Genomic DNA, 13,021 nt, shown 5'->3' with positions numbered 1-13,021 from the left:
GCTCTACAGCTTTTTTTCGATGATGTCCTTGGCGAGTTTATAATCCAGGCTCAGCTCGGCATACATCTGCTTCAATCGCCGATTTTCATCTTGGAGCGCCTTTAACTCTTTCAATTGAGCGGCTTCCATTCCACTGTACTTTTTACGCCAGTTAAACAGCGTCGCCTTTGAAATGCCGTATTCGCGGCAAACATCCATAGCTTCTCGGCCACCCTCATACTGTTTGAGGATCGCCACGATCTGGGTCTCTGAGTAGTTTTTCTTTTTCATGTGACAGTTAAATTAGCTCTTTTCGAGTCTAATCCTTCACCGTCCTAATTCCAGGGAAGCCTACACAAGCAATGATGTTACCAATAACATCGAATATGATTACATCTACAATGCAGCAGGCCGGCTGGCTGAAATAAAAGCCCAGCAAAATGGCTCCGCTTATAAAATTGTATTCGATCACGCATATTTCAGTGCTGTAAATGAATACCGGTTGCGGACGATCACTGTACACGAAAGCTCCGGCCCCGTCAGTCAGCTTGCGTTCAGCTACGTAGGGCCAGGCGGGGCGCTGACAGAGGATAAATGTCCCCTGAACCCGGAAATTGGTTTGGACAGGTATCTCCGCATCTACGGAAAGTTCAGTGACCTTCTTGTGCGGGAAATAACGGTAAGTCAACTCAATGCCCCCAACCAGCCTATTACATACAGCAAGCTCACATACGCAACCAATGCCGACGGATATGTTACTACGCGCGTCACAGAATACCATCCTTTGGGCAAAGGCAGTAACGTGAACGTGCAAACCACGATCGATGTATTGAAATATTAACAGAAGCTTCAATACAAGGCGGGCCGTTGGCAACGATGGCCCGCCTTAACAACACCCCAATCAATTCAACATTTTTCTTGACCCATATTTGTAGTAACAGCAAATCCGCAGGCTACCTCAAACCAGCCGATAATGAAACAAATGTCATTCAAATATTAAAACGTATATAAGTTTGGATCGAAATTATTTATCCATTTACGTACTACAATTATGAATCGAATGAAATTTTCAGAGACATTATTAAAAGGGTTTGCATTTGCTGTGTTTCTCGGCAGCTGTAACAACGAACAACCAATCATTCCCGTCGAGACAACCAGCGTCAATGCAACCGATCAAAATGCAAAAATCAATGCAGTGCTCAAATTGTACAAATACGGAAATGACGCAATTCAGTATGTAAAAAGCGGGAAATTTATGGGACAGGTGTCAAGGGTGAGCAACGCCTCCAAGTATCAAAAATATACTTATAATGACAATAATGGAACCACCAACCTATTTATTACATCATCCAGCTACTTACAATCTACAAATGCTAAATTCTTCGAATCCGTATATGAAATATCGAACGGCCGTTGTATAGCAAACAAAGAATCGAACGGCGCCACTTATGACTACAAATACAACGTATTAGGTCAACTGGAAGAGGTATTTATGGTTTATCAAGGCTTTTGGCTCAAATCGACGTACTCTTACATATTCAATGCAGCAACCAATGCTTACCGGCTCGATAAAATCGTAGCGGTCAACCAATCAGGACCGGTTAGAGAAACCAAGTTTACTTATACTGCAATACCCAAAAAATACCAATTAAATCCAGATAATGTTGATACCGACCTGTTGTTGCCCTTTTTCGGTACATTTAGCGATGTACTAATAAAAGACGTCGAGGTCAAATCCCTCGCAGGAGCGCAATCGACGGAATTCCGGGAATACAATTATATAATAGACAACGCCGGACACATTTCTTCCAGAACGGAAGTGTACCATCCACTTGGCAAGGCAAGTAATTCGTCGCTGTCAACCACTTTGATCGATTACAAATATACACAATACTGGCAAGGGTTATAGGGATCGTCTAGCTAGACGGCTGGTCGAGACGCACGGACTGCTGGTTTCAGCAGTCCTGCTATCATTCTAAATCTTCCTCAATCCTCTCCCACTTCCGCTCCAACGCCACATCTTCTCTCACCGCCTTTTGCCGCTTCGCCATCTCCTCCGCTGCGCGCAACCGATCACCTGTCAGCGGGTGCGTGCTGAGCAATTTCAAGTTCGCCACATCTTCATGCTCGTTTTTGAGAGTGGTAAACAAGTCCACAAAACCTTGCAAATCGAGCCCGTCGGCCTGAAATACCGCCATAGCTTTCTGATCCGCTTCGCTTTCAAGCTCACGCGAATAGGTAAGATTCGCCAGCATATTCGAATTATCGGCGAGGACGGTGACGATGCCGTTGATATCATTCACCAATACGGAAAGGAACAGATAACCGCCCAGGCTTCGGAAGATGTTGCGTAGCGAATGGCGGTAGTGCACGTGTGAGACCTCATGTGCAAGCAATGCGGCCAGCTCCTCCTTGGTTTTCATTTTGCGGAGTATACCGTCAAATACCACGATGCGGCCGCCCGGTAATGCAAATGCGTTGACTTCCTTTTCTTTAACGACCGTTATGCGGATCGGATAATGGGTTTTGAAATCGATGGATTTTACGAAATCGTTGGTGGCGGCTGTCAGCTGGTCGTCGACGTCGTAGGCCTGGATCATGTTGTCGTACATCGTGTCTCCCATCTCAACCTCCGTACTCACAGGGAAGCGTGACGCGACGGCGCCTGCGAGCCAGGGAAGACCAAACCAGTAGCCAAGGCCCATTAACATCAGCACCGCCAAAGCCACGCCTACGATGGTAGCATTGTTCAGTTTGAAGATGTTGGTAATGCGCCGTTTGAAAAATACCTTTTCCGGGTAACGCTTTTTGAGTGTGGCAGGCAGGCTTTCCTCCTTGCATTCAATCGTTTGCTGGGGAAAATCGCCGTACCGGAAAATGAAGAGGTTACTGAAATTCTCGTCCGTGACAATGCCCGGCAATGTCCATCGCACCGATGTGAGCTCGCCCGATGGGTCACGGTAATGAATGAGCCAGTGATCGGGCATGAGGGTGAGCGTCGCGTCGTGCGCGATGGACAGCCGGCCGTCGTGGTAACGGACACTATAATTGTACATGAAGCAGGCAGAATCTGTTTAAACAAGCCCAATATCGATCATATCCGCGAGATCTTCGCCGGTCGCGTCGGTGTAATCGGCTTCTGTCTGCACGATCGCGTTGACGTCCAGCGGGCCGTCGATGTGGATATTGGAAAATACAAACTGCATTGTGCGTACGATCGCCCATGGGGTGGCCAGGCCGAGACTGAGAACGATAATCAGCATGTTGACCAAAATCAGTTTAAAGTACCCGCCGGCAGTGGCTGTGGAACGGAAAGTGAGCCGTGTTTCGCCCTGGTACATCCGGATATTGTTTACATAGTAGGCAAAAAGGTCTTTCACCCACCAGAAAGAGTAGATTCCCAATGTCAACAAAGAGAGGAAATAGCCTTTTACATTCAACCAGAAAAAAGCACCGCCCTCGCCTTCGTAAGAAAATGTAATGTTTCCGAAACGGAGGTTTTTGAAAATGTATTTGCGGATTTCAATGACCAGCCATGCGCCGTAAATACCGAAAGTAATGAGGGTAATAATGGCCCCGATGACAAACATATTCAGGAATTCCTTCCTGTCGCCCCGGTAACCGAAATGGATTCCCCGCCACGACGACCGGGAGGTTCTGTAACGAAGTGCGCCGTGAATGGCAATGGGTATCAAAAGCAGAAACCCGATATAGAAAACAGCCACGGCAATCATCATAATAGTCACGTTGCGGGTTGCGACTCCACCAAACAGAATGCAATAGAGCCCAAGGAAAATCCCGATCGCTTTGATAAAACCAATAAACATTTCCTTCCCGGTTCCATGAAATGTAAAACGGCTTCCTTCGAATTCGGATTCCTCGTACAGGTATTTCAGCAAAGCGGCCCTCGCCCACGGATAGTAAAGGCCGAACGTCACGATTGTCAACAAAATATTGACGATGTAAATACCGAATAGTTTGGCCCCTTCACCATGAAAGGTTACCTGACGGGTTTCTTGCTGTTCCATTTAGTTAGATTTGAATTTGGAGAAGGTCAAATATAAAAATTTCAATTCGCTAATGGATTAACTCTCCATTACCGGGCACAAAAAATCGAAAGCTATTTATTCCCCGGCATAGTTATTTTATCAAACTGCTTACATTTCATTTCATCAAAACAACTGGAAATCATGGATATCTATCAATTGGCCAACGAATACCTCGATGTTACCGACGGCGGGGGCGATCCGAGCGGCCCACGCGAAACACCGCCATTCGATCCCCGGCCCGAGGTGCCCTCGCCTGATATACCCGAGGAAACGCCGCCCTATGAGAAAGAACCGGAAACACCGCCGGTAAAACCGGAACCTGAGTTGCCGCCGGTCGAACCCGTCGTACCCGAAGTGGAGCCGTTGCCGGGAGAAGAGCCTGGTATACCGGCATTTAAGTAACCGAAGTTGATAAAATGTGCTGTTTTGAAGTTATTTCATCACTAAGAAACTATATTTTATATTTCTGTCACAAAAACTTCTACAAAATTTGTAGTCGAAATTGAATTCGTCGTATCTTCACTTAAATTTTTGTAGACCCGACGAATGATTAAAATTTTTACGCTCTGTTTTTTACTTTTCTCCTTCTCTATTCAGGCTCAGTCAAATACGCTACTTCCCGGAAAGATTGAAGCAGAAGCATTTACCGCAATGCATGCCGTGGGCACCGAAAACACTTCGGATGCGGACGGAGGCCTCAATGTAGGCTGGATTCAGGATGGCAGCTGGATGGATTATGCCGTTCAGGCACCGTCGGCGGGCTACTACACATTCAAATTCCGCATCGCAAACGGGTACAACCCGGAAGCAACCCTGGCTTTGCAGTCGGCGGGCGGCACTACACTCGGCCGGGTTATTCTGCCTCAAACAGGCGGAATGCAAGGCTGGCAGACGGTCTCGTTCGTAGCATTACTTCCACAAGGAAGCCAAACAATTCGCATTTTTGCTGAAAAAGGCGGCTGGAATTTCAACTGGTTCGAGATAAGCGGCTCTCGTGCGCTGGCTTCCGGAAAAGTGGAGGCAGAAAGCTTCGACGCGATGCATGAAGTGCGCACGGAAGACACCGGTGACGAAGGCGGCGGCCAGAATGTGGGCTACATCGATGATAACGACTGGATGGACTACAATCTGAGCCTTGCTAATGCGCGTGACTATGAAATTCAGTTCCGGGTGGCCAATGCTTATGGAAATGGCATAATAGAAATTCAGAATGCGGCGGGCAATGTGCTCGGACAAGTAAGTGTGCCCCAGACAGGCGGCTGGCAGAATTGGGTAACCGTCACCACCACCGTCGCCCTGCCCGCCGGCAGCCAGGTAGTGCGGTTCTTTGCCCGCAATGGCGCCTTCAACTTCAACTGGTTCGCATTCGTCTCCGCCAACGCCCGCATTACGGGCACGATCCTGCCTGCCAAAGTAGAAGCAGAAACTTTCAACGATTCTTACAGCGTACAGCTTCAAAATACCGAAGATACCGACGGCGGCCAGAACGTGGAATGGATACAGGATAACAGCTGGATGGATTACGACGTGCACGTTCCTGCCGCAGGCATTTTTACATTCAATTACCGCATTGCCAATGGATACAGCCCGGAAGCTACATTGGCGCTTAAAAACAGCGATGGCATCGAATTAGGCAGTATTTTGTTGCCTCAAACGGGCGGTATGCAGGGCTGGAAGACCGTCAGCATGCTGGCTGCGCTTCCCGCCGGGAACCAGAAATTACGCGTTTTTGCAACTAAAGGCGGCTGGAACTTCAATTGGTTCGAGGCCAAAGAATCCCGCACATTGACGAGCAGAATAGAGGCTGAAACCTTTGACGTAGCCTCGGATGTTCGCACGGAGGTCACAGGCGACGTCGACGGCGACATCAATGTGAACTACATCGACGACAGCGACTGGATGGATTACAATGTGAATGTACCCACGGCTGGTACTTACACGGTCAATTTCCGGGTATCCAACCAATGGGGCAATGGTAATATTCAGTTTAAAAATACAAATGGCACGGTGCTTGGAAGCGTGGATGTACCGCAAACGGGTGGCTGGCAGACCTACACGACCGTCCGCACAACAGTGCAGTTGGAAGCAGGCAGTCAGGTATTCCGCATTTTCGCAAACCGAGGCGCATTCAATTTCAACTGGTTTGAAGTAATCCCCGGCTCGGTACAAGGTCAGTCGGTGATCACTTTTGAACCTATTTCTGACAAAAACCTTACCGCTGGCTCGTTCAACCTGACCGCCAGCAGCACAAACCCGGAAACACCGATCCAGTTTACTTCCTCAAATCCTTCAATCGTTTCGGTTTCGAATGCGAGCGGCATCTGGAAAGCATCGATCCATTCCGCCGGACAAGCAACTATTACAGCATCGCAAGCCGGTAATAACAATTATCTGACGGCCGAAAACATCGCGCGTACATTCACCATTTCTGACAATTCTAACCCCAATAACCCGGCGCTCGGCACCAAAATACCGATCGATCCGAAGCGCTGGTACCAGCTTACCAATGCCGCTAACGGTCTCGACGGACTCTTTGATGGCAATACGCAGGAGAATGTGCTTACCGGCTGGGGAAAGGTTATCAACAACTACGAAGCTTACTACCCGCTGAAAGAAGGCGAGCAGATTACGCTTAACGGTATCAAATTCTTCGATTTCACGGGCTCCGCACAAGATTTCCCGCTGGTACTTTCGGTGATAACCGATCAATGGGAGCGCATTCCGGTAGCTACTTTCACCGGCGAGATTTACAACGGCTGGGTAGGCCCTTACCCTGACCGACAGCTGTCCGGCGACGCGCAGTTTAAGCTCGATCAGCCGATGAGCAATATACGGTACCTGGTAATGACGATGTCGAACACATTGCCGACAGAAATTGAATTCTACGGAAGCCATACGCCGGGCACTGAAACCGTGAAGCCCGCCCGTACCAAGCACATCAAGCTGAACGACATGCTCGGTGTGAATGGCTATGAATGGTATTTCCAGGACGGCGCGCATACCGAATCGCTGGTGGAAGCGAAAGTGCAGGCCGCCAAAACGTTTACCGGCTTGCGGCATTATATGGACTGGGAAAAGCTGGAATCGACGGAAGGCGTTTTTTCCTACAACCCGACATTGAGCGGAAGCTGGAATTATGATTTGATCTACGAACGCTGCAAGCAGGAAGGCATCGAAGTACTGGCCTGTTTGAAAACCCAGCCGAACTGGATGATGCAGACGTATCCGGAAGACCAGCGCGACCCTGAAAATGTGCCGGTACGCTACGGAAAGAACTTCGCGGATCCGCTTTCCTACATCGAGCAGGCCAAAGTTGCATTCCAGTATGCGGCGCGTTATGGAAGCAATGTCAATGTCGACCCATCGCTTTTGAGCGTTTCAACAACTCCCAGATGGACAAACGACCCCGTTAACGAAGTGAAAATCGGGTTGAATTACATCAAATACATTGAATGCGACAACGAGCGCGATAAATGGTGGAAGGGCCGCAAAGGCTACCAGACAGCCCGCGAATATGCCGCCAACATGTCGGCGTTCTATGACGGACATAAAAACAGCATGGGTGCAGGCGTGGGTGTAAAAAATGCCGATCCGAATATGAAAGTCGTGATCGCGGGATTGGTTACCGGCCCCGATTTTGTGAAGGGAATGGTGGACTGGTGTAAGGAATTCCGCGGCTACAATGCGGACGGTACCGTGAATTTGTGCTGGGACGTCGTGAATTTCCACCTGTACACCGACGATGCATCTTCGAACCAGAGCGGTACGTCTACGCGCGGCGCGGCACCGGAAGTGACCAATGCCAATGTACTGGTCGATAATTACGTAAAAGTTACCCGCGAGCTGTCCAACGACCAGCCAATATGGCTTACCGAAGCCGGTTACGACCTCAGCCCTGAAAGCCCGCTGAAAGCGATTGCGATCGGCAATAAGTCCGTTCAGCAAACCCAGGCCGACTGGATCTTGCGTACGTCGCTTTTCTCGGCGCGTCATGGGGTAGAGAAGGTATTCTATTACCAAATGTATGACAATGGCGGCTGGGGAATGTTCTCTACTTCGGGTTTTGTGAACGATGACCAGACCCGCCGACCTTCTGCCGATTATTTCCTGCAAACACAAAAGCTGTTCGGGCAATACGAGTACAAAGAAACGCTCCACAATGACCCTATCGTAGACCGTTACGAGCTCAATGGCCAATCGCTCTTCATTCTGACCGTACCTGACGAAGTGGGCAGAACGGCTGAATACACCGTCAATCTGAACCAATCGGGTGTTGCGCGGATTTACACGCCAACCGCCGGCGCGGACAACATGGCCATGAACGAACTACCGATCGTAGACGGCAAAGTGACCGTTACCGTAGGTGAAACGCCGATTTTCGTCATAGCAGCCAACGGCCAGAATGCAAGACAAGCAGCCGTAGAAATAGCGGCACCGGTGGCACCGGAAGAAGCTTCGTTGCATGCCGATGCGCGGGTTTTCCCCAATCCTACATCCGATTTTGTGCGCATCGATCTGGCCAATGATAAAACCGGACAAATCGGTATCCGCATTTTCGACGCGAAATCAGGGACGCTTTACAAGGATTTAAAGGTGAATAAAACGGCCAGCCAATTCGCGCACCAGCTGGACATCACGCAGCTTCCGCCCAGCATTTACATAGTTGAAATCGTGCAGGGCAACGACCGCGCATTCCGCAAGATTGCCAAGGTCAATTGACAGAGTATTATATCAATCAAAAGCCCGGACCTTCATGATCCGGGCTTTTTGCTAATCGAGGTATGCCGCGCCGCTCATCCGCCGGGTCCATTGCCCGCCGGTTTCCAGCCGCGCTATATTAAACTTGTCTCGGTATTCCTTCGGCGTCACACCGGTACTTTTCTTGAACAGCTGCCGGAAAGATTTCAGATCGTTGTAACCCGAATTCAGCATTACTTCGAGTACACTCTGATCGGTTTGCGCCAGCAATTTCTTGGCCGCTTCGATACGCGTCCGCTGCAAATATTCAATAGGCGTCACACCAATGGCCTGCTTGAAGCGCCGTACCACATTCCTGCGGCTCGCCGGAATATCCTGAATGAGCACTTCAATGGTACTGCCTTCCTGGTATTCCTTCTCGATCTTCCGCTGCGCCATATTCACCAGGCCGTCGCCATGGTTTTGCGGCGGTGCGAACGTCCCGAAATAGGTTTGTTGCTCGCGGTCCATGTCTATGGCAAACATTTTGGCGGTCCTCAATGTAAGATCTTTGCCACAAAAACGCTGGATCAGGTACAGCATCAGGTGGAAACTGCTGGTAGCGCCGCCGCTTGTAAAGATGCCTTTATCTTCCGTCACCACCGCATCGCTTTTCATGATAATGTCCGGAAAATTCGACGCCAATGCCTCTGCCGCGTCAATATGCGTGGTGGCGTGCTTGCCATTCAGAAGCCCGGCGGCCGCGAGCAGGAATGCGCCCGTGCAAAAGCTGGCCAGCTCGGCGCCGCTTTTATATTGCTCCCAAAGCCAGGGAATGCAGCATTGGTTGCTCATGATCGAAAGCTGAACATCTCCCGCGCCAAATGCCGGCACGAGAATGAGGTCTTGCTTGGTAAACTCGCTGATCGGCTGCATCGGATAAGCGCCGTAAAATTTCCCTGGTTCGGCATCCGGTGAGAACAGCGTAATATTAAAGAAGTGCGGCTGGTTGGCCCGCTCATAAAAGCCGTTCACCGATTCGAATACATCGAGAATCGCTGCTACGCTCAATAACCGGTGCCGATTGGTAATTAATAATCCTAATTTTAACATGTTGTTGATGTGGTTAATCTTTGACATTCAGACCAAAGCGGGCACCAATATAGAAATTTTGTCCCAAATACCCCTCCCGATTGGCGGTTTAAGCAATTGCTTCACATCCCATTTTAGTTAAATTTTGGATTGTTATATTAACAAAAACTTACCACGAATACTCGACTACTACAAATGCTATTAGTGTACATTCGTGTCTTCGTGGCATTCTAAAACATAAATCCAATGTCTAAATCAAAATTTGAAACATCGCTGGAATCCGGAGTTCATCACCAACTTCAGGCACTGACCGGCAGCTGGCAGGGCACCACCAAAACCTGGTTCGAACCCAACGTCCTCGCCGACGAATCCGAGATGAAAGGCACCATCAAACCCATTCTCGGCGGCGCATTCCTCCAGCACGAATACCAGGGTAGCCTGAACGGCAAACCATTCGAAGGGCTCGCCATTTACGGTTTCGACATTCCTAACAACAGTTTCCAGGCCGCCTGGATCGACAGTTTTCACATGGGCACCGGTCTGATGGTTTCCAGCGGTGCGCCCACGGAAACCGGGTTTTCGGTGTTAGGCCAATACAGCGTACCCGAATACCCGGCCCCATGGAACTGGCGCACCACCGCCGAGCTTACCGACGCCGACACCTTAGTCATCACAGCCTACAACATTTCCCCGGAAGGCCAGGAAGACAAGGCGACGGAAACGGTTTACAAGCGCGTGAACTAAGGCCGCATTTGGGCCAGTTCGTTCTGGATGAAGTCCTGCAACTGCTCCTTACTCGGAAGGCTCACGACATATTTACTTACAAACAGCTGCATATCGCTGTCCGCAACCGCATATTCAACCAGCGCCCGGTTCTGATCCGTCACCAGTAGCAACCCTACTGGCGGATTATCGTCCCGGGCCATTATTTCTTTTTTGTAGTAATTGATATAAGTTTTGAGCTGGCCAATGTGCTCATGCTTCACCTCATTGGTTTTCAGCTCGATCAGCACATGGCATTTCAGAATGCGGTGGTAAAACACGAGATCGACAAAGAAGTACTCGTCGCCAATAATGATCCGCTTCTGCTTGGCCTCGAAGCAAAAACCATGACCCAGCTCGATCAAAAACGCTTCCAGGTTATCGACCAGCGCTTGTTCAAGGTCGTTTTCATACACAACGTCCTTCGCCTTTAAGCCCAGAAACTCGAATGTGAAAGGGGATTTGATGATGTCCGTAATGCTGGGTCGCTGTGCGTGCGCATCTACGCTCCGACGCAGTGCATCAGGATCAAGGCTTATTCCGGAGCGTTCATAGTAGAGTGTGTTGATTTGTCTTTTCAGTTCGGCGACGCTCCAATTACATTTGAGGCATTCTGTCTCATAAAAGTGCCGCTTCTGAATGTCTTCAAACGAAAGCAGTTGCACAAGATGCGTGTAAGATAGCCTCGCCAAAAGTTTGTGCTGATGTGGAAACTCGCCCTCCAAAGATTTGGCAATCGGCGATTGCCGAATTTCATTCTCCTCTAAATCAGGACTTTGTAAAAACAGCGTATGCAGAAGCCCCAGAGATTCGAGTTCATGCCTTATGGCTATGCCTAACGCTTTATAAACAAGATAAAACTGACGATAAAGACGCAGATTCCGATGAGATAAGGAGTCAAGATTGAGGGAGTCTGCCAGTCTTACTAGTAATTTTTCTCCGTACGTGGCCCTGTCCGCCCCGTTTTGCTCAAACTCCACGATGTAAAATCCAACTAGCCAATTACGAATTGTCAGATGCTTGTTGATTGCCTTTGCAGCGCTTTGTTGAAGCGTTAAATGTGTTTCCTGAATGCTGTTAACCAGCGAGTCGAAGTTTGCCATATTGATGAAGTTTTTAAGTGGAAAATCAAAATATCCGATACTCCACCCTCTCCATCCAAATCCGATGCTCCAATGGCACGACTTTGTTACCCTCCGGTATTTCAAAGTCATCAGCAAATGAAAATCGTTAAGAAAATACTTGTTTTCGCCTCCGTCATGGCACTCTTCCAGGCGTGTAAGCCGGTACCGGTTTCGCATTGGTTTCCGGTGACGCCGCAGGAGCATTACGAGCGGGAATTGCTGAAAGCTAAATTGGAAAAGACCACCGCCGGCGCCACGTGGTTCCGGATGAGTACCGAGGTTCTTTCAGACTCGGTTTTCACGGTAGCGCCTTATCAGGAGCGTATTTTCCTGGGAGATTCGCTTCCGGCGCAGGCTTTCAGGATTACGGTGCCGGAAGGGCGCAAATTGGTGATCACGCCTAACCGCACGGACGCAGATTCGGCCGCATTGCTGTTTATAGAGCTTTACAAAATCAGGCAGAACGGGAAGCCGCAACGACTGGATTACCTCAAAGAAGAGGGCTCCAACATTACCTATTCCAATACCGGGCAAGATACATTGCTGCTGAAATTGCAAACCGGCCTTGCGCAGCAAGTTACCGTCACCATATCGCTTTCGACAGAACCTACTCTCGGATTTCCTGTGGCCGGGCACAGCATGTCGAGCGTGATCAGTTACTGGGGCGCGGAGCGCGATGCGGGTGCGCGCTCGCATGAGGGCATAGACATCCGTGCTAAGCGCGGGACACCGGCCGTCGCGGCTCAAAATGGCTTCATAACGCAGGTAGGAATGAATAATCTGGGTGGGAAAATAGTTTTCCTGTCGTCGCTCGACAGCCCCTATTCACTGTATTATGCGCATTTGGACAGTCAATTGGTGTCATCGGGCCAGCGGGTAACTTCGGGCGATACGCTCGGACTGGTAGGTAACACGGGCAATGCCGTCACCACATCGCCGCATTTGCATTTCGGGATTTATGCGAGAGGCAGTGGCGCAGTGAATCCGCTGCCGTTCATCGACAACCGGCGCGAGAAACTTCCCGGACTACCTGCGATTTCCAAGTGGCTTGGGGATACGGTAACGATTAAAAAGAAGACGATTTTGTATAAAACCACACAACTCGACAAGAGTGCAGCCATTCAGCCGCTGCCAGCAAATGCAGTCGTTCGCATTGTGGGTGAAATGGCAAAAGGATATCGGGTGCAACTGGCCGATGGTACGAAAGGCTTCATCCCTACCGTGCCGTTGCAGCGTTATCAAGCCAAAACAGACGGCATCAGCAAGGCCGATTGAATCCGGCACAAAGCCGGTTAAGCTGCCATTTAGCATTGGAATACAAAAAAAAGATGACCATCG

General features: G+C 49.5%; 10 protein-coding genes and 1 pseudogene. 6 read left to right on the top strand and 5 right to left on the bottom strand.

What is annotated here, in order from left to right:
- Positions 1-9: 9 nt before the first annotated feature.
- Positions 10-270: pseudogene (locus tag BLQ88_RS16980) on the bottom strand (transposase); the annotation flags it as partial.
- A gap of 211 nt (positions 271-481) precedes the next feature.
- Here BLQ88_RS16980 and BLQ88_RS16975 point away from each other — a divergent pair.
- Entirely contained in the window at positions 482-820 is a 339-nt protein-coding gene (locus BLQ88_RS16975) for a hypothetical protein (RefSeq protein ID WP_090152359.1), read from the top strand.
- 219 nt (positions 821-1,039) lie between these two features.
- Positions 1,040-1,888 (top strand): hypothetical protein, encoded by an 849-nt coding sequence (locus BLQ88_RS16970; RefSeq protein ID WP_090152356.1) that lies wholly within the window; start codon positions 1,040-1,042, stop codon positions 1,886-1,888.
- Between the two features lie 61 nt (positions 1,889-1,949).
- Here BLQ88_RS16970 and BLQ88_RS16965 read toward each other — a convergent pair whose 3' ends face one another.
- Positions 1,950-3,035 carry a M48 family metallopeptidase gene (locus tag BLQ88_RS16965; RefSeq protein ID WP_090152353.1) on the bottom strand — a complete coding sequence of 362 codons (1,086 nt, stop codon included), beginning with the start codon at positions 3,033-3,035 and terminating at the stop codon, positions 1,950-1,952.
- 18 nt (positions 3,036-3,053) lie between these two features.
- Positions 3,054-4,007 (bottom strand): YjgN family protein, encoded by a 954-nt coding sequence (locus BLQ88_RS16960; protein ID WP_090152351.1) that lies wholly within the window; start codon positions 4,005-4,007, stop codon positions 3,054-3,056.
- Between the two features lie 162 nt (positions 4,008-4,169).
- Between BLQ88_RS16960 and BLQ88_RS16955 the strand changes: the two genes are divergently transcribed.
- Together BLQ88_RS16955 and BLQ88_RS16950 are read left to right on the top strand one after the other, a co-directional pair.
- Positions 4,170-4,430 carry a filamentous hemagglutinin gene (locus tag BLQ88_RS16955; protein ID WP_090152348.1) on the top strand — a complete coding sequence of 87 codons (261 nt, stop codon included), beginning with the start codon at positions 4,170-4,172 and terminating at the stop codon, positions 4,428-4,430.
- Positions 4,431-4,574: 144 nt separating this feature from the next.
- Positions 4,575-8,747, top strand: a complete 4,173-nt coding sequence (locus tag BLQ88_RS16950) for a carbohydrate-binding protein (RefSeq protein WP_090152346.1) — start codon at positions 4,575-4,577, stop codon at positions 8,745-8,747.
- A gap of 51 nt (positions 8,748-8,798) precedes the next feature.
- On the opposite strand, the gene BLQ88_RS16945 is transcribed toward BLQ88_RS16950, so the two are convergent.
- The gene (locus tag BLQ88_RS16945; RefSeq protein ID WP_090152437.1) at positions 8,799-9,818 is read right to left on the bottom strand and encodes a GlxA family transcriptional regulator; all 1,020 of its coding nucleotides are present in this window, start codon (positions 9,816-9,818) and stop codon (positions 8,799-8,801) included.
- Between the two features lie 225 nt (positions 9,819-10,043).
- Between BLQ88_RS16945 and BLQ88_RS16940 the strand changes: the two genes are divergently transcribed.
- A complete protein-coding gene (locus BLQ88_RS16940; RefSeq protein WP_090152343.1) occupies positions 10,044-10,541 on the top strand; it encodes a DUF1579 domain-containing protein in 498 nt (165 codons plus the stop codon).
- On the opposite strand, the gene BLQ88_RS16935 is transcribed toward BLQ88_RS16940, so the two are convergent.
- A complete protein-coding gene (locus BLQ88_RS16935; protein ID WP_090152435.1) occupies positions 10,538-11,662 on the bottom strand; it encodes a PDDEXK nuclease domain-containing protein in 1,125 nt (374 codons plus the stop codon). The two genes, BLQ88_RS16940 and BLQ88_RS16935, sit on opposite strands and share 4 nt — an antisense overlap.
- 117 nt (positions 11,663-11,779) lie before the next feature.
- On the opposite strand from BLQ88_RS16935, the gene BLQ88_RS16930 reads away from it, so the two are divergent.
- Positions 11,780-12,958, top strand: a complete 1,179-nt coding sequence (locus BLQ88_RS16930) for a M23 family metallopeptidase (protein WP_090152341.1) — start codon at positions 11,780-11,782, stop codon at positions 12,956-12,958.
- Positions 12,959-13,021: the final 63 nt, after the last annotated feature.

Source organism: Dyadobacter soli (assembly GCF_900101885.1).
In the GTDB taxonomy this organism is placed as follows: domain Bacteria; phylum Bacteroidota; class Bacteroidia; order Cytophagales; family Spirosomataceae; genus Dyadobacter; species Dyadobacter soli.
Note: the sequence above shows the minus strand (reverse complement) of the source record. Positions and strands in the feature narration are given on the sequence as shown.